Here is an 18,373-nt window from a genome sequence, read left to right on the forward strand (position 1 = left end):
AAAGAAAGAGCTTCTTATCAGGAACAATAACATCACAAAGAAAGGATTTACCTATATATGAAGTTTGGTGCCCGCATTCTCAAAACAGGAATAGCGATTGTTTTAGCGCTTTATATTTCGGAACTGCTTAATCTTCCTGCTCCTGTCCTTTCTGGGATTGCTGCTATTTTTGCCATCCAGCCCACCATCTATCGTTCTTACCAGACGGTGCTGGAACAAATTCAAGGAAATATCATCGGTGCCTTAGTCGCCATTTCCTTCGTTTTATTGTTTGGTAATGATATTTTCATTATCGGATTGGCCGTAATGGTAGTCATTACGATAAATCTGAAATTGAAAATGGATAAGACGATCGTACTTTCCATCGTGACGGTTATTGCCATTATGGAAAGCCAAGAAGGAGAATTTTTAAACTTTGCATTTGTGCGTCTTTCATCCGTCTTACTTGGGATTATTGCTTCATTTATTGTCAATCTCGTTTTCATCCCGCCAAAGTATGAGGCAAAGCTATATACGCGCATAACCGATGTGACAGAAGATATTTTGAAATGGATCCGAATAAGCACTAGGCATGCTACAGAACATACCTTATTAAAAAAGGATATTAGCAGATTAAAAGAAGATTTGCTTGATTTAGAGCATATCTATTCCATGTATAAAGAAGAACGTGAATATTTCAAAAAGAAAAGTGTAGCTAAATCAAGGAAGCTTGTCGTGTATCGTCAAATGATCATCACGACGAAAAAGGCGTTTGAGACCTTGAGAAGGATTCATAAATTCGAGAATGAAATCTATCATATGCCTGAAGACTTCCAGAAGACGATTTTACATCATCTTGATTCCCTCATACGTAAGCATGAGCAGCTGATTTTATTGCATATCGAAAAAATCAAAAACATTGAGGAAATCGATGATTGGGATCAGGGTTCCCTCAGCCGCAAAGACCTTCTTGCCCTCTTCTTTGAGCAACAAAACGAAGTCGACGAAATGCATGATGACCTCGGGCATCTTTCTGCCCGCCTTGTTCCATTGATTTCTTACATCATTGAGTATGACGAACAATTGGAGCATCTCGAAAAGCTGATTGTCAGCTTCCAATCCTTCCATAAAGATGAGAATGAAGTGTCTATCCAATATGAAGAAGATTAATAGAGAGACGGCTCACTAGATAACCGTCTCTTCTTTTATGTTGGGCTCCCAACATTTTCTCTCCAATATATGTGAATAGTCTAACTATATAGAAAATATCATTCCCCATTGACATTTATTCACAAACGAATTAAGCTAAGATAACTCAACAATAATGTTTAAACTCAGCACTTGCTGAGAGACGGAATTTTAAAAGGATTTCCTTTTTTCGTTCGTCACTTGCCATCTAGGCAGGTGGCGATTTTTATTTTTTAGGGGTGAAAAAACATGCAACTTTTGAAGTATTCTATAATGGTTTTAATTGGTTCCATCTCATACGGCACATTATCCACCATGATGAAATTCGGATTCAAGGATGGTCATTCTTCCGGGGACCTAGTCGGCAGTCAATATTTGATTGGATGGCTGATCGTCGCCGTTTTGTTCCTTTTTTCGTTTAAATATAAAATTTCTTGGAAAAATGCCGGTTTGCTTGCCATTACTGGGATGATGTCCGCTTTTGTCGGAAAAGCCTACGCGGTGGCTGTTGCGGAGCTTCCGGCTTCCATTGCCGTAGTATTTTTATTTCAGTTCACCTGGATTGGTGTCCTTATTGAAAGCATCATAAACAAAAGACGTCCAGATCGAAGCAAGGTCCTGGCCATCTGCTTGCTCTTTATCGGGACATTATTTGCAGGTGCCATCTTTGGCCAGCCTCTCTCTGCCCTTAGTTTGACGGGGGTATTATTCGGGCTTCTGTCTGCCTTGCTCTTTGCTCTTTACATGTTCTGCAACTCTAAGTTCGCCGTTGAAGAGCCCTCGATGAAACGTTTGTTTTTCATTGCGACAGGTGCCATGCTGACTGCGGTATTCACAACCAATCCGGTAACGCTTGCCACCAATCTTGTCGAAACCAACCTTTGGCAATTCGGTCTATTGCTCGGTACACTTGGTGTTGTGGTTCCCTTCTTTTTCTTTGCCGTCAGTATGCCGAAAGTCGGCGTCGGCCTGGGGACGATCCTATGTGCCGCAGAATTGCCTTCCGCGATGGTCGTTTCCGTCATCTTCCTTGGAGAAGGCGTAACATCCCTTCAATGGTTTGGAATGTTCTTGATTATCGTCGGAATCGCCTTGCCGGAGTATTTAAAGTATTTGTTGAAAAAGACTCATACCAAGAAAAAGCCTTTGCACGAAAAAAGGGTTTCTTAATGTAACATTCATACGAAAAAAAGAGAAGGATAGCTGAAGCAACTATTATTTGCCTCAGCTATCCTTTTTGCCGTTTCAGTATAATGCCTTGATGGATAATAATAGACATATACATGCTAACGTAAAGAAAAGAACCGAAATTTTGAGATTCTTTCTCATATTAAATCCGTAGGCACTAAAGAAGATGGCAGCGGCTAATTTGGCAAAACCTTTGAAATAAGCATGATCTGAAAAAAGAGTACTGCTAAAAACAACGGAAATCACCAAAGTTACAAAGATTAGAATTTTAAACCACAATGGCTCTCTCAGGAAATGTCTAACCATAAATTTTATCCGCTGCATGATTGTATAACTCCCCTTCGATACTCTTTATTAACTAATTGTATGGTATTTTTCACAAGTTTATTAGAATACTCTGCCTCGAAATTCATCTGCATCCTATGTATTCCAAAATGATCAAAAAGACCATCCCGCAACAGCGAGATGATCTTTTTTTGATGTCAGTTATCCAATTGCTGCACCTGAAAGAGTTTATAATAATTACCTTGTTTTTGCATGAGTTCTTCGTGTGAGCCGATTTCAGTTATTTCCCCGTTATCGATATGGACAATTCGATCGGCATGCGTGATGGTGGAGAGACGGTGCGCCACGATGATCGTGGTTCGGTCCTTCGCCAATATATCAAGGGCTTCTTGAATATTATGTTCACTTTCCAGGTCAAGGGCCGATGTTGCTTCATCCAGGACAAGGATCGGTGGGTTTTTTAGAAAGACCCGGGCGATGGCTACCCGTTGCTTTTGGCCACCTGAAAGTTTCACGCCCCGCTCGCCCACTTTCGTATCATAGCCTTCTTTCAATCCCATAATGAATTCATGGGCGTTAGCTGCTTTGGCGGCTGCAAATACCTCTTCGTCAGTGGCATCGGGTTTCCCCATCAGGATATTGGCCTTCACAGATTCACTGAATAAGATGTTATCTTGCAGCACCATCCCGATTTTATCGCGCAAGCTTCGAACTTGATAGTTCCGGATATCGGTTCCGTCCAGTAAAACGGCCCCTTCCGTAACATCATAGAACCGGGAAATCAAACTGACGATGGAGGATTTTCCCCCACCACTCATGCCGACAAGTGCAATGGTTTCGCCAGGCAACACATCCAGGTTGATATGTTTTAGAACAGGTGCCTCCTTCTCGTCATAAGCAAACGAGACATCCTTGAAGGTGATCCGTCCGTCCACATGCTTCAGTTCTTTTGAATCCGGTGCATCATCGATATCGTACTTCTCATCCACGAACTCGAATACCCGGTCCATGGAAGCCAATGTTTGCGTCATCGTCGTCGATGAATTGACTACGCGACGTAGAGGATTATAAAGCCTGTCTATGAACCCGACGAAGGCGACCATCGTTCCGAGTGTCAGCTGCCCCTGTATGACTTGATATCCGGCAAAGCCAATCACCAGTAATGGGGCAATGTCCGTAATCGTATTCACGACGGCAAACGATTTTGCATTCCAGCTTGTATGCTTGAGTGCCTTATCGAGGAAATTTTTATTCTGCTTCGCAAACAGTTCCTGCTCGCGGTCTTCTATCGCAAAACTTTTGATGACAGACATCCCCGAGACACGCTCGTGAAGATGACTCTGCACATCGGCCAGAGCTTGTGACCGTACTCTCGTATAGATCCTAAGCTTGCCGAAGAAATGCTTGATCGAAAACGCATAAAAAGGCAGCATGAGAATCGAGACGATCGTCAGCTTCACATCCATCGTAAACATGATCACAATGACAATGGCGATGGTGGCGATATCGAGCCAAAGGTTCATCAGGCCCGTAATCACAAAATTCTTCGTTTGCTCGACATCGGTGATCATCCTTGAGATGACCTCGCCCACCCTCGTATTGGAATAATATTTAAAACTTAATTTTTGTACATGAGTGAATAAATTATTGCGAATATCATATAAAATCTTCGTTCCGGTCCATTGGGCAAAATACTGTCGGTAATATTCAATTGGAGGCCTTATTGCCACGAAAATGAATACCATGATGCCCATCGCCCACAGGAGGTGTTCGGTTTTCTCTTCTGTCGTCAGATTTCCATTAATGATGTCATCTACAACATATTTACTTAATAAAGGAATCAACAGTGGAATTCCGAATTTTAACAGACCTATGAAGACTGTCCCGATAATCTGCCATTTATATGGCTTAACGAATTGCATATATCTCTTAATGCTGCCCACGGGGTCCCTCCATTTTCATCTATTTTCTCTTCTTACTATACCCTATTACCCTTGATCGACCGACCATCTGCAAAAGAAAAAGCCTGCAATGTTAGCAGCAGGCCATCTCACTGTTATCGATACGTTAAAAAACGTTCATACCAACTATCAATGAATTCCGCTGAGAATGGTCCCTTTCTCTGGCGAATCATATATATTAGATAGTCTACATTCTGCTTTAGTATTTTATCGATAGCTTCAGGATAATTCATTTCTTTCGAATGTCTTTCATATTCATCCTCATCCAGCAAATTAAACGTCATATCTGGGAATACTTTGATGTCCAGGTCATAATCAATGTATTTCAGTGCTTCGGGATCGTATGTGAACGGAGAACTGATATTACAGTAGTAATACACCCCGTCCTCTCTCAACATGCCAATCACATTAAACCAATACTTTGAATGAAAGTAACAAATCGCCGGTTCCCTTGTGATCCAGGTCCTACCATCAGATTCCGTCACGATCGTTCGGTCATTGGCCGCAATCACCAAGTTTTGAGTTCCCTTCAAGACGGTGGTTTCTTCCCAGATACGATGGATATGTCCATTATGTTTATAGCTTTGGATTTGGATTTTTCCTCCTTCAGCAGGAACAATCCCCATTTATCTCTCCCTACTTTCTATAGACACCTTCAACGTACTGTGCCCTATTCCGTTACAATCGTGTGGATTCGTTTATATACATTTTTCCATTTACCCTATATTCCTATATTATAGCGATTTATTCGGAAATTTAAAACAAAAGAGGCTAATCTACAGTAAAAATGTGTAAAAAGATTAAAAAAAGCAATCTTTTTCCTCATTCTCATCTGAAAATTAGCCAATGTTTTTATTGAACTGCCGCTTGTTCCTGTTGATAACATCGAATGACATCCTCCGTTTGCCGCTCGAACGTTTCATGAATCGTCTTCAATTCCATTTTTCTATGTTGAATTTCCTCTTGAACGGTGACCGCTTTATCTTCTTCCTGATTCGCAAGGAATTTTTTCTCTATATCTTGATATCTTTCGATTTCGGATTGTACATATAAAAGTCGTTCCATCGTTTTCAACTGGGCGTTAATGAGCCGGTTAAATTCCTCCATATTTGCACCATCCTACATCTGTATTTTTCCCATAGTATGTATATTCTATTTATTTACAGTATTTCCTTTTACATTTAATTTAAAACTTATCCCTTCTCTAAATTTTAACAAAATCCCCTTTCATCTATTCGTCTGGGCAGGCAAGATTAAAACGGGACCAAGGGCGCCAAGCGTGAAGTGGAACTAACATCAATTTAAGGTATAGGTTTTCCATGGCAAATGATCACAATAAAAAGGCACCCTTCATAAGAAGGATGCCTGGTCGTGGTTGGAGTTCAATTACCCTTGGCTTTTTTTGCTTTGGGATTTTTGATTTTGTTGTTTCACATCTTGTACATTTGTTTCACTCGCAAACTCTGTACCGTATTGGCCTTGGCCTTGTTGAGATTGCGCGTTTTGTTTTTTAACTTGTTGAATGTCAGTACCTGATTGTGTTTTGTTTTTGTAATTAGCCATTGATATCACCTCCACGGTAATAAGGTATCCATCATCACCGTGGGCTATCCGGCTAATTTTTACCAATTGCTTAAACAAGCAGGGAAATTCCGCCATCGACGATAATCGTTTGACCACGGATCATGCTTGATTCATCCGCTATCAAGAAGAGAATCGTGTTCACCATATCCTCCACTTCGACCATCCGTCCTGCAGGTGTTTGTTCGGCGGCTTCCGCAAGCATTTGTTCGCGGTTTGGGAATGACTTTAAGGCATCCGTATCAATGACACCGCCTGAAACCGCATTGACGCAAATGTTTCTTGGTGCCAATTCAACGGCCAAATACCTTGTCAATGCTTCGAGCGCAGCCTTTGATACTCCGACTGCAGTATAGTTTTTCAGATAGCGAATGGACCCGAGTGAACTGATGCTGACAATTTTCCCTCCGCCGTTTTTTTCCATTAGCTTTGCCGCTTCCTGGGCACAAAATAAAAGGGCTTTCGTATTGATATCCATGGTCCAGTCCCAATGTGTTTCTTCAAGCTCCATTAAAGGACGCTGTACGCCAGATGCCGCATTATTGATGAAAACATCCAAACGCCCGTAATGGGCATCGATTTCGGCGAACATGTTCTTCACTTTTGCGACATCGCCGACATTGGCCTTTACGACAAGCGCTTTTTGCCCCATGGCTTCGATTTCAGCAGCTACTTCTAATGCTTTGGACTTGCTCCGGGCATAATTAATAACAAGGTCGTACCCTTCTTTTGCAAGCCGTAATGCCGTGCTTCTTCCTAGACCCTTACTGCTACCTGTAACGAGTGCTACTTTTTGTTCCATATGTTTATTCCATCCTTTCTGAGTGAACATTAAAGTATAACGAATAAAAAAGGAGTGTGTGTCTATGTATGTTGGACGAGATATGACAGAGTTGTCCATGATGGAGAAATCGGATTGGGAAAATAGCGAGCTTGCCTATTTTCATCACTCCCTTCAACAAATGGTACCTTATTTGAACCAAGAAGGACAGAGTATCCATAAGGAAATCGTTCAAGAAATCGAAAGAAGGGGCGGGCTGAAAAGGCAGGAAGCCGATTACACTCATGGTACCGAGACAACCTACGATTGACTTGAATTTAAGAAAGATGCCGAAAGCAAAGCTTTTCGGCATCTTCTTTGTTGAGTTCATTCTAAAATATATTTACGTTAAGCAGTTTTTTCTTCATAAGGCAAAATTGAATTAGCCCCTATCGTTATAGGCTTTCATCATCTTTTGGTGAGAGACTGGAAATGCAAATTCCTCCATCGCCTCTTTACTCACCCACTTCAGCTGATTTTCCGCTAAGATGTCATCACCGATTGGTTCCTTCACCACTCCGGTATACGTATCCATCTTCCATACCAGATGGGAAAAGACATGTTCAATTTTGACGAGCGAATCGATTAGTTCCGGTTTGCTACCGTAAGTCTCAAGAAAACGCGCCTCAAAAAATTCCCGTTTATGTTGAAGGGTTGTGTGAATCTCGAAGTTCGGGTATTCCCAAAGGTTCGCAAGCAAGCCTTCCGACGCCCGCTTATGAATGAGGAATTCACCTTTTTCATTCGTCAAAATCGCAGCCACGATCGGTACGTCACGCGACTTTTTCTTTTGGATCTTGACCGGCAGCTCTGACTGTACTCCCGCCTCAAATGCCAGGCAATGGCTTTGCACAGGGCATAGCAGGCAAGCTGGCTTGCCTGGCGTGCAAATGAGTGCACCCAGTTCCATCAGGGCCTGATTGAACTCAGACGTATGATTGGGGTCAATTAGCTTGCGTACGGCAACCTCGAAGGTTTTCCTCGTCTTCGGCTTAGCGATGTCTTCATAGATCATCAAGATCCGGGACAACACACGCATGACATTTCCATCGACGGCCGGTTCTGGCTTTCCATAGGCAATGCTTAGGATCGCTCCGGCCGTATAAGGTCCGACACCCTTCAGTTTCGAGATTTCCTCCGGGCTATCCGGTACTATCCCATTATAGGATGCTTGGACTTCCTGGACGGCACTATGCAGATTGCGGACCCTTGAATAATAACCAAGGCCTTCCCACGCTTTTAATACCTTTTCCTCATCGGCAACCGCGAATTCACCAAGAGTGGGGAACCAGTCCATAAACCGGTTAAAATACGGGATGACGGTATCCACCCTGGTTTGCTGCAGCATGATTTCAGAAACCCATACCCTGTATGGATCCTTATTTTCACGCCATGGCAAATCCCTTTGTTCTTCAAGGAACCAGTTGACCAAATCTTTCTGAAACGCTTCAATATTTACTTTTTCTATGGTTGGGATCATTATTTCTTTCTCCATTTTGTTCCTCCAAAGATGTTAACTCTTATTAAAAAAGGGAATACACCATAATGGGCATTCTTTTTTAACAGGCACTCATTTCGTTTTATTGTAAGGGGCAAGGTAAGAAAGTCAAATATATTCATTTGATTGATAATATATAAATACGGTATGATGGAAAGAAGACATATTTTTCTATATTGTGGCAGGGAGGTTTTGCTTTGGATACAGGCACTCACTTTGTCATGGGGATTGCTCTTGGAGGACTTGCCACATTAGATCCTGTTATTGCGCAAAGCCCCATTACTTTCAGTGCGGTAATGGCTGGTACGGTTTTGGGTTCGCAAGCTCCTGACATCGACACCATTCTAAAATTAAAAAATAACGCTGTTTATATACGAAATCACCGGGGAATCACGCATTCGATTCCTGCCGTGTTACTTTGGCCCCTGCTTATCAGTGGCACCCTTTACATGATCATGCCTGAGACGAATTACCTTCATTTATGGCTATGGACATTTCTGGCCGTATTCCTGCATGTTTTCGTCGATATCTTCAACGCCTATGGGACACAGGCGCTACGGCCCATTTCCTCGAATTGGGTGGCACTTGGGGTCATCAATACGTTCGACCCGTTCATCTTCGGGATCCATGTTGGCGGCTTGATATTATGGGGATATGGTTTTCCCCCTGGTTATCTATTTCTGACGATGTATGCCATACTCGTTCTTTATTATCTCGCCCGTTTCAGGGAAAGAGCATTCGTAAAGAGGGCAGTCAGACAGCAGATTCCCGGTGCCCGGAAAATTCTCTTATCACCAACGATGAGCTATCACCGCTGGAGAATAGCCGTGACTGCCGAAAAGCATTATTATGTGGCCCGGGCTGATCGAGGCTACGTGACGATTCTTGATACGTTTGATCGAATCCCGCTTCCTGAAAGCAAAGTTCTTGAAGCCGCCAAGCATGATATCAATTTGGCAGCCTTTCTCTCTTTTTCCCCCGTCTACAGATGGGAAATTGAGCAGAACAAGGATTATTATGAAGTCCGGTTCATCGATTTAAGGTACCGCAGCAACGGTTATTATCCTTTTGTCGCCGTTGTTCATTTAGACGATGACTTGAATATCTTGAATTCATTTACCGGCTGGATCTTTAGTGAAGCGAAACTCAAGAAGAAATTGAATATCATTTTGTAGTACCTTCATAAGAAAAAAAGGCTGATTCCGAGGGGGAAATCCCCAATGGAATCAGCTTTTTTTAATGAATTTGGTTCTGTTGATCCAGTAAATGCTTATATTTAGGATTTTTTGCAATGAATTCGTGGAATCGTTCCCCGTAGTTGTCGATCCAAGTCTGGACAACTCGTGATGTCATTTCTTCGCCCGCATATTCATGTCCCGCTTTCGCATAGGTCGCCTCGAAATCTTCCCATAATAATTCAACCCAAGTTAGAGCCTGCTCATACGTTATGTGATCATTTTTCTCGAGCAAAATCTTGGTTAATCTTTCATGGTAATCATTCATCTAAACCACCCCGTTGCCAATATTTTTACAGACTGAATTTTACTGTTCCTTACCCATACTAGTAGAGAACAGAAACACTTTTTTACTTATTCTAATGCTTGGAGGAGAAAAACTTGAGAAATAAACAAAAAGGTTTTCCTAACCAAAACAATAATAAATTCCAAGGCGAACCTCGCGCAAAGGCGAGATATGCTTCAAAACGGGCGGATGGCAGCATCAATACACATCCACAAGAACGTATGAAAGCTTCAAGCGAAAGAACGGAATAAAGATACTACCAAAAGGAATCGGGTTCGTCACGATTCCTTTTTTTATTTCAACATCGAAATGGGCAACGCTTCCTCTTTCCCACTTCCACCTAAACGGTATCCCCAGGCAAAAACGCCATTCATATAATCAATTTTGAAGTAGACACCCGGGTCGCCTTCAACTTGATAAATTTCACCTTTTTTAAAATCATCCGGATTTAACAGATAGGCTTTAGCCATGGTCACTTTCCGTTCCAATACGGAATATTCGTTGACCATTCCCAGTTGCTCGGCTTTTCTCGCCTTTTCCGTCAGTGTGGCAATTTCTTGCTGCAGCTCGTAATCCGACATCGTGCTATATCTTACCTCGCTCATATATAAGGCTCCTTAATTAATAATATGTACTTCTATATTAAACAAAATTATGCGTTTTGGCTATGCATGTACCTTAATCGACATCAGAATCGTTCAAATAGCGGTCGATCAATTCGATGGGGAACCCTTTTCGATATAGTGCCTGCTTCATCTTCTGCTTATACTCAAAGCCTTCATAGTTCCGGTAACGGCGTTGAAGTTTTTCGGCATGATGCGTAAGCGAGGTCCATTGCTCATCCTCGTCTTTTTCCACGCCCACCTCTTCCAAGGCCTCGTGTATGATGTCCCGGGGATATCCTTTACGGGCTAATGTTTGTTCCACTTTTTGCTGTAATGCCCGTTCCGAGATATTCTTTTCTTTCCTGATCGACTTTTCGGCAAGCTTTCTTGCATGCTCCACTTGAATCTCGTGGGGGTATTCCAACAAAGCTTGTTCGATCAGCTTATCCTGAATCCCTTTTTCCTTCAGCTCCTGCTTTAGCGTGATTGGTCCTTTATTGCCACCGTTCACATGCGTCCGGACATATGCCTTGGCAAAATCGAGATCGTCGAGATAGTGAAAGCTGTACAGCTTATGTATCGCTTCTTTTATAATCGGTTCTTCGATATCCTTCTTTTTTAAATACAGGCGGACTTCCGATTCTGAACGCATGCGGTAGGATAAATAATGGAGGGCATCGGTAAACGCCTTTTGTATTTCATCATGAAACTGCACTTCGGCAAGAAGCAAATCATCGAGTACCGTGCCTTTTTTCAACTGGAACTTCAGAAGGACCTCTTCGTCCACACTGAACGCATATTTTTCATCGACAAATATATTGTAACGGTCTGTTCTTTTCTTTTGGGTCGTTATTTTCGTTATGTTCGGCATACTTTCCACCCCCTTCTTACTTTACCCGTTTCTGTGAACCTTTTCTAGACAAGCACGTCCAAAAATGAAAAAAGAACCCGAGCGTGTTACAGTGAAGGAAAGACAGAAAAAGGATGTGATTTTCATGAAAATAGCCATTGCCGGTGGAAGCGGTTTTGTCGGCTCTGCCCTTATTGACGAATTATTAAAAGAAAATCATGAATTATATATATTGACAAGGCATCCAAATAAATATGATAAGCAAGAGCATATTCATTACGTAGGCTGGCTGAGCGCAGGATCAAGCCCTGAGAGACAGTTGGGAGATCTTGATGTGTTCATCAACCTAGCCGGCGAATCATTAAATAGCGGCCGTTGGACACAGGAACGGAAACGGACGATTGTCGAAAGCAGGGTCGAGGCTTCCAAGGAAATGAACCGGATCCTCTCTAAGCTTCCGAAAAAAATCCCGTGCCTGATCAATGCCAGCGCAGTGGGATACTATGGCATATCCGACCAGGAAACCTTTACAGAGGAATCGGATTCCATCGGGGAGGACTTTCTGGCCCGCACCGTCAAGCTATGGGAAAAAGAGGCGATGAAATCCAGCCCCTACTGCGAACGTGTCGTCCTCACAAGATTTGGCGTAATCCTGGGGAAAAAAAAAGGGGCACTCCCCATGATGACCCTTCCCTACAAACTTTTCGGCGGTGGAAAAATCGGCAAAGGCACCCAATGGCTTTCCTGGATTCATATTCAAGACGTCGCCCGTGCGGTTTCTTTTTGCATGAAGGAAAAGAATATCCAGGGACCAGTCAATTTCACAGCGCCAAACCCCGTTCAAATGGATACGTTCGGTAAAACGATTGGCGCCGTCATGAAACGGCCTCACTGGTTCCCGGTCCCTCCATTCCTTCTAAAAACCGCACTCGGCGAAATGAGCATCCTGGTCCTTGAAGGGCAAAAGGTCCTACCAAGCAAACTAATGAAGGAGGAATTCACATTCTCCTTTCCCACTCTTAAAATGGCCCTAGAAGATATTTTACATGTATGATTGAAGTTATTTGGGAAAAAATAGGATTATCACATGAATTGGAGATGATCTAAATGGCGAAAAAAACGGATAAAGAAAAAAGTTTCCTAACAAGCATGCAAGAGATCACTTACTCTCGCGAATTCAAACAAGCAGATCGAGCCGGCGGTTTTACAGAAAAGAAACCCCGTCGTTAAGTTTGGCGCTTTTTTCCGTACATGATGATCTACCATTCAACACACAATAAGCTGGAGATGATTTAAATCAAATCATTTCCAGCTTATTTACTTTCATCGAGGGGGCGCTAACATGGGACGAAATAACATTCACCATAATCGGGATAAAAACAAACAAAAACTGCCACAGGTACCCAAAAACCTTAAAAGTGACGGAATTGATGTCGAATTTTCTACCGAACTAGCCGACCAAGATGATATGGAGGCTCAAGCGCGCGCCAATGCCGCTGACCGTCGAGCCCATAACCGTAAATCATAGCGTTTAGAGGAGGCTGCTTATTCAGCAGCCTCCTCTTATACACACCATCTTATCCACAGACTTGTTAATATTGTGTATATTTTCTGAATATACCGATAAATAATGGGTAATACGCACCTCTTGATTATATGAAAATAATGTAAATTATGGATAACTCTGTGGATAATGTGGATAACAAGCTATATTCCTTGAATCGTAAGCTTTTTACATGTGGATAACATTTAAAAGGAGACTCCTATGACTGGAGTCTCCTTTTCTTATTCATTCACTAATTCAACTAATGAATCGATCATCACCCATTGTTGCCTTAGACGGTATTCTGTGGATTTTTCATAAACCAATTTGCTTGCGGCAGCTTGATCGCTTTCGGCATTCACTAAACTGCGTCCTTCGAGAATGGAATGTTCATCGACGACCGCATGCCATGCAATTCGAAATGACTTACTCAATTTGTTCCCCCCATTATGTTTTCTCATGTTGTCCTTTATTTTATCGGCCACTCGGATTTTTATTTTAAGGGGAATCCTCAAATTATTGTTCTTCCACGACGTTCTCTTCCAACTGTTTGCGAAGCATGAATTTCTGGATTTTGCCACTTGCGTTTCGCGGCAGCTCCTCACAGAAAATATATCGTCGTGGACGCTTATAGTTAGCTAGCGTTATGCTATTCCTGCACCAATCCTCTAAATCCTTCTCAGTTAACGATGGATCTTTCGCCACGATAAACGCCGTCACCGTTTCTCCCCATTTATCATCTGGTTGACCGAGCACGGCACAGTCGAGAACCCCCCGATGTTCATAGAGGGTATCTTCCACTTCACGAGGGTAAACGTTCTCGCCACCCGAAATGATCATATCATCCACCCGGTCCTTGACCCATAGAAAACCGTCTTCATCAAGGAAACCGATATCCCCGGAATGGTACCACCCTTTATGAAGCGCTTTTTCCGTCTCTGGCTCTCTTTGAAAGTACCCTTGCATGATGCAAGGTCCTTTCACGAGGATTTCCCCTGTTTCCCCAGGACCCATGGCATCATCGGGATCCGCTGGCCCATCTTCATTCGGACGGGCAATGACGATTTCATGGCCACGGCATGCCTGGCCGGCTGAACCGGCTTTCCGGATTTGGTCGTCTTCCAGCAGCAAGGTGATGGCTGGACCCATTTCGGTCATCCCGTAAGCCTGGATGAACTGGATGCCCAGTTTTTCCTGGCAAGCGAGCACAAGCGTCGGGGCCATTGGGGCTGCCCCGTACAATCCAAGCTTGAGGCTTTGAATATTATAGTTCTCCAGGTTCTCCTGAAGCAGCATGTTCCACATCGTCGGGGCTGCGAATAGTTTGGTGATTCCTTCCGCTTCGATCAGCTCAAGTGCCAGCTTGGGATTGAACTGATGCATAATCACATTCTTAGCTCCGACCTGAACGCGTGGTAAAAATGAACAGTGCAATTCGGCACAATGGAACATGGGTGCGGTAATCAGACCGACGTCTTGACTTTCATATCTCATCGCCTCTGTTATTATGGCTGACTGCTCGACCATATCCTTATGAAGATGGATCACTCCCTTAGGTCTTCCTGTCGTCCCGCTCGTATACATGATGGCATAGACATCATTTTCATCCACGGCTACATCAACCGGTGTGGAAGATGCATGGATCAGTTTTTCCTGATAACTCTTGGCATAGCTAGGAACTTTCTTATCAATGAACCAGAAAGCAATGCTTGGAAAACGTTTTTCAATCGCCGCCACGGACGATTGCAACTCCTCCTCGAATATCAGCACCTTTGGCTTTGCATCACTGATGATGAAGGCCAGCTCTTCTGCCATCAATCGAAAGTTAATTGGATTAAAGACAGCCCCAATCTTGGCACAGGCAAAAAACGCGGTGGCCAGTTCTTCATTATTATATAAATAAGTAGAAACCCGGTCTCCTTTTTGGACACCTTCTGCTTGGAGCGCAGCCGCCAGTCTATTCACCTTGTCGTTCCACTGGATGTATGTATATCGGGCATTCCTTCTCACGTCGTAGATAGCTTCTTTAATGGGGAATTTTTGAACCGTCTGATCGAATATGGTGTTAATCGTAACCGACATCTTTTTTCCTCCTCCAATACCTGCCATCATCCGGGGGATTCCTGATGATGACAGCTTTCTACTTCATCCAAACTTGACCTTCACGTGAATTTACCGATTACTCAACCTTTCGATGATTGTTGCATTGGCCATCCCATGCCCTTCACACATCGTTTGCAGTCCATAACGGCCGCCTGTCCTTTCCAGTTCATGCATCATGGATACCATCAGGCGGGCACCGCTTCCGCCAAGGGGATGTCCCAGGGCAATTGCCCCTCCGTTTGGATTCAGCTTCTGCGGGTCTGCGCCCGTTTCCTTCAACCAAGCAAGAGGTACAGGTGCAAACGCTTCGTTGACTTCAAAGATATCGATATCTTCGATGGAAAGACCTGACTTTTCCAAAGCCTTTTGCGTAGCCGGAATCGGACCCGTCAACATCAAAGTCGGATCTGAGCCGACAACCACCCGCGTATGCACTTTAAAACGTGGTTTCAAACCAAGTTCTTCTGCCTTACTTCTCTCCATTAACAGTAAGGCCGCAGCCCCGTCGCTGATCTGGCTCGAGTTCCCGGCATGGATCAATCCATCTTCTTTAAAAACGGTTTTCAGTCCAGATAGGACCTCTACCGTCGTTCCAGCTCTTGGTCCTTGATCTGCCGTGACGTCAATCGGGTTGCCTTCTTTATCCGTACCTGTAACGGAAATGATTTCCCGGTCAAAATAGCCCTCTTTTTGCGCGCGTATTGCCCTCTCATGGCTTTCAACGGAAAATGCATCACATTCCTCGCGTGTGATTTCCCACTTTTCGGCGATTCGTTCAGCTGAAAGTCCTTGGTTGATCACCTCATAGTTGTCAACATACTTTTGGCTCGTAGTCGCGCCTTGGTAATTGAATCCCATCGGAACACGGGACATATTTTCCACACCACCCGCTACGACCACATCCATATCGCCTGATAGGATGGCTTGGGAAGCGAAGTGAACAGCCTGCTGGCTTGATCCGCATTGACGGTCGATGGTCGTTCCTGGCACTTCAATCGGATAACCGGCAATCAAGGCAGCCACACGGGCAATATCTCCAGCCTGCTCCCCGGCCTGTGTTACACAGCCTAAAATGACATCTTCAACGATGGCTGGGTCGATTCCTGCTTTTTCAACCAGTTTCCTTAACACTTCTCCAGCTAATTCGTCAGGACGAAAGTCCCGCAGGACCCCATTCCTTCTGCCAACCGGTGTACGGATCCCCTCAACAATAACCACTTCACGCATCTAATCGCTTCCCTTCCATTCTTTTTTAGAGGCCAAGATTCTTAGCTATGATTTTTTTCATGATTTCATTGGTTCCTGCGTAAATGCTTGCTACAGGTATATCCCGGTAGCGCCTAGCAATCTTGTATTCTTCCATATAGCCATAGCCACCGTGAAGTTGCATGCATTCCGTGGAGATTTTCCTGGCGGTTTCCGTCAATCTCCATTTCGCCATCGACACTTCGGTTACAACGTTTTCCCCTGCCATATGGTTTGCAATCAGTTGGTCCAGAAAAGCTCTGCCCATTTTGATTTCCGTTGCCATCTCGGCTATTTTAAACTGCGTGTTCTGGAACTGGCTCACCGATTTGCCGAATGCTTCACGGCTTTTCACGTATTCGATTGTATCCGCAAGCATGTCCTCCGATGCAGCTTGGGCACAGATTGCGACCACAAGGCGTTCCTGTTGCAGTTTCTCCATTAAATAGGTGAATCCCTTGCCTTCTTCACCAAGCAGGTTTTCCTTTGGCACCCGGCAATCCTCGAAAATGAGCTCTGCTGTATCCTGACAATGCAGGCCAAGCTTTTTCAACTTCCTTCCCCGTGAGAACCCGGGTGCATCTCGTTCCACTACGATCAATGAAACGCCTTTATGCTTCGGAACAGCATTTGGATCGGTTTTACAAGCTACGATAATCAAATCAGCATGGATGCCATTTGTGATGAATGTCTTTTGCCCGTTAAGAACATAATGATCTCCATCCAAAGTCGCCGTCGTTTTAATATTGGCCAAATCCGATCCCGTCCCCGGTTCCGTCATGGCGATAGCCGTAATCCTTTCCCCTGTCGTACATGCAGGAAGCCAGCGCCTTTTTTGTTCCTCGGTTCCATAGGTGGAAAGATAGGGTACCGTAATATCGCTATGAAGCCCGAAACCGATTAATCCCGAGCCCACCCTTTCAAGTTCTTCATTGATGATGACCCCAAAGCCCCAATCGACTCCTGACCCACCAAACTCTTCATCAAGATCAGGACAGAGAAAGCCTTGCTCGCCCATCTTCTCCCAGAATGACCGTGGGATGAGTCGCTCTTCTTCCCACTTTTCATAATGTGGAACCGCTTCTTTTTCTAAAAACTTCCGTAATGATTTACGGAAAATCTCGTGATCTTCTGTTAAGTAAGAATGCTTCATCTGTTCTCGCTCCTCTTTCTTTTCTCTTCTTCTATCATTACTCCGGTGTCATGGTCACCTTGGTGACATCCTGATGGCCCCGTCCAGCCGGATCGTTTCCCCATTCAGCATCGGGTTGGTTATGATGCTTTCCGTTAGCTTCGCGTATTCGTTTGGATAGCCGAGCCTTGAAGGGAACGGTACCGTTTTCCCAAGGGAGGTCCTCGCTTCTTCCGGAAGCGAATCGAACATCGGTGTATGAAATAAGCCCGGTGCGATCGAGACGACCCGAATGCCAAAAGAAGCAAGATCCCTTGCTATCGGTAAGGTCATGCCGACGATTCCCCCTTTTGAGGCACTATAAGCAGCCTGCCCGATTTGGCCTTCAAAGGCAGCTACGGAAGCCGTATTAATGATCACGCCCCGTTCGCCCTCTTCATTCATCGGATTATGGACCATTTTCTCCGCTGCGAGACGTATGACATTAAACGTGCCGATTAAGTTGACCGTCACCACTTTTGAGAACGCTTTCAATTCATGTGTGCCTTTTCGGCTGACGACCTTCTCGGCGATGGCAATCCCCGCACAATTGACGACCGTGTTAATCGTCCCGAATGTTTCGATTCCTTGGTCCATGGCGGCTTGGACACTATCCTCTTGCGTCACATCCGTTTTAATGAACAGGACGGAATCCCCTAATTCCTCGACCAGCCTGGCCCCTTTTTCTTCCGAGAGATCAAGGATGATCGCTTTCCCGCCTTTATGGATGATGTTTCGCACCGTTGCCTCACCCAGTCCTGAAGCCCCACCTGTCACTACTGCCACTGTCTCTTGAATATTCAAGTCCTCCACCTCTTTCCCTTTGTTTTTGAAG

At 44.1% G+C, this 18,373-nt stretch carries 22 protein-coding genes; 8 read left to right on the plus strand and 14 right to left on the minus strand.

What is annotated here, in order from left to right; all coding sequences use genetic code 11:
* The first annotated feature begins 57 nt into the window (after positions 1-57).
* Together ACIQXH_RS16950 and ACIQXH_RS16955 are read left to right on the plus strand one after the other, a co-directional pair.
* Positions 58-1,149 carry an FUSC family protein gene (locus tag ACIQXH_RS16950; protein WP_402871399.1) on the plus strand — a complete coding sequence of 364 codons (1,092 nt, stop codon included), beginning with the start codon at positions 58-60 and terminating at the stop codon, positions 1,147-1,149.
* 267 nt (positions 1,150-1,416) lie between these two features.
* Complete coding sequence (locus ACIQXH_RS16955; protein ID WP_402871402.1) at positions 1,417-2,337, plus strand: EamA family transporter; 921 nt, start codon at positions 1,417-1,419, stop codon at positions 2,335-2,337.
* 500 nt (positions 2,338-2,837) lie between these two features.
* Here ACIQXH_RS16955 and ACIQXH_RS16960 read toward each other — a convergent pair whose 3' ends face one another.
* From ACIQXH_RS16960 to fabL, 5 genes are all read right to left on the minus strand, one after another.
* Positions 2,838-4,583 carry an ABC transporter ATP-binding protein gene (locus ACIQXH_RS16960; protein ID WP_402871405.1) on the minus strand — a complete coding sequence of 582 codons (1,746 nt, stop codon included), beginning with the start codon at positions 4,581-4,583 and terminating at the stop codon, positions 2,838-2,840.
* A gap of 113 nt (positions 4,584-4,696) precedes the next feature.
* On the minus strand, positions 4,697-5,227 hold the full coding sequence (gene ntdP / locus ACIQXH_RS16965; RefSeq protein WP_402871408.1) for a nucleoside tri-diphosphate phosphatase: 531 nt from the start codon (positions 5,225-5,227) through the stop codon (positions 4,697-4,699).
* A 226-nt stretch (positions 5,228-5,453) separates the two neighbouring features.
* Complete coding sequence (locus ACIQXH_RS16970; RefSeq protein ID WP_402871412.1) at positions 5,454-5,708, minus strand: YgaB family protein; 255 nt, start codon at positions 5,706-5,708, stop codon at positions 5,454-5,456.
* Positions 5,709-5,987: 279 nt separating this feature from the next.
* Positions 5,988-6,164, minus strand: a complete 177-nt coding sequence (locus tag ACIQXH_RS16975) for a gamma-type small acid-soluble spore protein (RefSeq protein ID WP_402871417.1) — start codon at positions 6,162-6,164, stop codon at positions 5,988-5,990.
* Positions 6,165-6,234: 70 nt separating this feature from the next.
* A complete protein-coding gene (gene fabL, locus ACIQXH_RS16980; protein WP_403124888.1) occupies positions 6,235-6,984 on the minus strand; it encodes an enoyl-[acyl-carrier-protein] reductase FabL in 750 nt (249 codons plus the stop codon).
* A 64-nt stretch (positions 6,985-7,048) separates the two neighbouring features.
* On the opposite strand from fabL, the gene ACIQXH_RS16985 reads away from it, so the two are divergent.
* A complete protein-coding gene (locus ACIQXH_RS16985) occupies positions 7,049-7,273 on the plus strand; it encodes a hypothetical protein (RefSeq protein WP_402871421.1) in 225 nt (74 codons plus the stop codon).
* Positions 7,274-7,384: 111 nt separating this feature from the next.
* Here the strand turns inward: ACIQXH_RS16985 and mutY are convergent, their stop codons facing one another.
* Positions 7,385-8,497, minus strand: a complete 1,113-nt coding sequence (gene mutY, locus ACIQXH_RS16990) for an A/G-specific adenine glycosylase (RefSeq protein WP_403124890.1) — start codon at positions 8,495-8,497, stop codon at positions 7,385-7,387.
* Positions 8,498-8,697: 200 nt separating this feature from the next.
* Here mutY and ACIQXH_RS16995 point away from each other — a divergent pair, with 200 nt between their 5' ends.
* The gene (locus tag ACIQXH_RS16995) at positions 8,698-9,675 is read left to right on the plus strand and encodes a metal-dependent hydrolase (protein ID WP_402871425.1); all 978 of its coding nucleotides are present in this window, start codon (positions 8,698-8,700) and stop codon (positions 9,673-9,675) included.
* Between the two features lie 61 nt (positions 9,676-9,736).
* Here ACIQXH_RS16995 and ACIQXH_RS17000 read toward each other — a convergent pair whose 3' ends face one another.
* Positions 9,737-10,003 carry a YfhJ family protein gene (locus ACIQXH_RS17000; RefSeq protein ID WP_402871428.1) on the minus strand — a complete coding sequence of 89 codons (267 nt, stop codon included), beginning with the start codon at positions 10,001-10,003 and terminating at the stop codon, positions 9,737-9,739.
* Positions 10,004-10,116: 113 nt separating this feature from the next.
* On the opposite strand from ACIQXH_RS17000, the gene ACIQXH_RS17005 reads away from it, so the two are divergent.
* Entirely contained in the window at positions 10,117-10,272 is a 156-nt protein-coding gene (locus tag ACIQXH_RS17005) for a small, acid-soluble spore protein K (protein ID WP_402871431.1), read from the plus strand.
* Positions 10,273-10,314: 42 nt separating this feature from the next.
* Here ACIQXH_RS17005 and ACIQXH_RS17010 read toward each other — a convergent pair whose 3' ends face one another.
* Together ACIQXH_RS17010 and recX are read right to left on the minus strand one after the other, a co-directional pair.
* The gene (locus ACIQXH_RS17010) at positions 10,315-10,626 is read right to left on the minus strand and encodes a YfhH family protein (protein ID WP_402871434.1); all 312 of its coding nucleotides are present in this window, start codon (positions 10,624-10,626) and stop codon (positions 10,315-10,317) included.
* A gap of 73 nt (positions 10,627-10,699) precedes the next feature.
* Positions 10,700-11,497, minus strand: a complete 798-nt coding sequence (gene recX, locus ACIQXH_RS17015; protein WP_402871436.1) for a recombination regulator RecX — start codon at positions 11,495-11,497, stop codon at positions 10,700-10,702.
* A 124-nt stretch (positions 11,498-11,621) separates the two neighbouring features.
* Here recX and ACIQXH_RS17020 point away from each other — a divergent pair, with 124 nt between their 5' ends.
* From ACIQXH_RS17020 to ACIQXH_RS17030, 3 genes are all read left to right on the plus strand, one after another.
* A complete protein-coding gene (locus tag ACIQXH_RS17020; RefSeq protein WP_403125022.1) occupies positions 11,622-12,530 on the plus strand; it encodes a TIGR01777 family oxidoreductase in 909 nt (302 codons plus the stop codon).
* Between the two features lie 53 nt (positions 12,531-12,583).
* Positions 12,584-12,706 (plus strand): YfhE family protein, encoded by a 123-nt coding sequence (locus ACIQXH_RS17025; RefSeq protein WP_402871438.1) that lies wholly within the window; start codon positions 12,584-12,586, stop codon positions 12,704-12,706.
* Between the two features lie 112 nt (positions 12,707-12,818).
* On the plus strand, positions 12,819-13,004 hold the full coding sequence (locus ACIQXH_RS17030; RefSeq protein WP_402871439.1) for a YfhD family protein: 186 nt from the start codon (positions 12,819-12,821) through the stop codon (positions 13,002-13,004).
* A gap of 257 nt (positions 13,005-13,261) precedes the next feature.
* Here ACIQXH_RS17030 and ACIQXH_RS17035 read toward each other — a convergent pair whose 3' ends face one another.
* From ACIQXH_RS17035 to ACIQXH_RS17055, 5 genes are all read right to left on the minus strand, one after another.
* Positions 13,262-13,453: a hypothetical protein gene (locus ACIQXH_RS17035; protein WP_402871442.1), complete on the minus strand. Its 192-nt coding sequence runs from the start codon at positions 13,451-13,453 to the stop codon at positions 13,262-13,264.
* Between the two features lie 82 nt (positions 13,454-13,535).
* A complete protein-coding gene (locus tag ACIQXH_RS17040; RefSeq protein ID WP_403124894.1) occupies positions 13,536-15,101 on the minus strand; it encodes a fatty acid--CoA ligase in 1,566 nt (521 codons plus the stop codon).
* A gap of 90 nt (positions 15,102-15,191) precedes the next feature.
* A complete protein-coding gene (locus ACIQXH_RS17045) occupies positions 15,192-16,349 on the minus strand; it encodes a thiolase family protein (protein ID WP_403124897.1) in 1,158 nt (385 codons plus the stop codon).
* 25 nt (positions 16,350-16,374) lie between these two features.
* Positions 16,375-17,520 (minus strand): acyl-CoA dehydrogenase family protein, encoded by a 1,146-nt coding sequence (locus ACIQXH_RS17050; protein ID WP_403124900.1) that lies wholly within the window; start codon positions 17,518-17,520, stop codon positions 16,375-16,377.
* 54 nt (positions 17,521-17,574) lie between these two features.
* Positions 17,575-18,342: a 3-hydroxyacyl-CoA dehydrogenase gene (locus tag ACIQXH_RS17055; RefSeq protein ID WP_402871453.1), complete on the minus strand. Its 768-nt coding sequence runs from the start codon at positions 18,340-18,342 to the stop codon at positions 17,575-17,577.
* Positions 18,343-18,373 lie beyond the last annotated feature (31 nt).

The sequence above is a fragment of the Peribacillus sp. NPDC097225 genome, from assembly GCF_044761955.1.
Taxonomy (GTDB): Bacteria; Bacillota; Bacilli; order Bacillales; family DSM-1321; genus Peribacillus.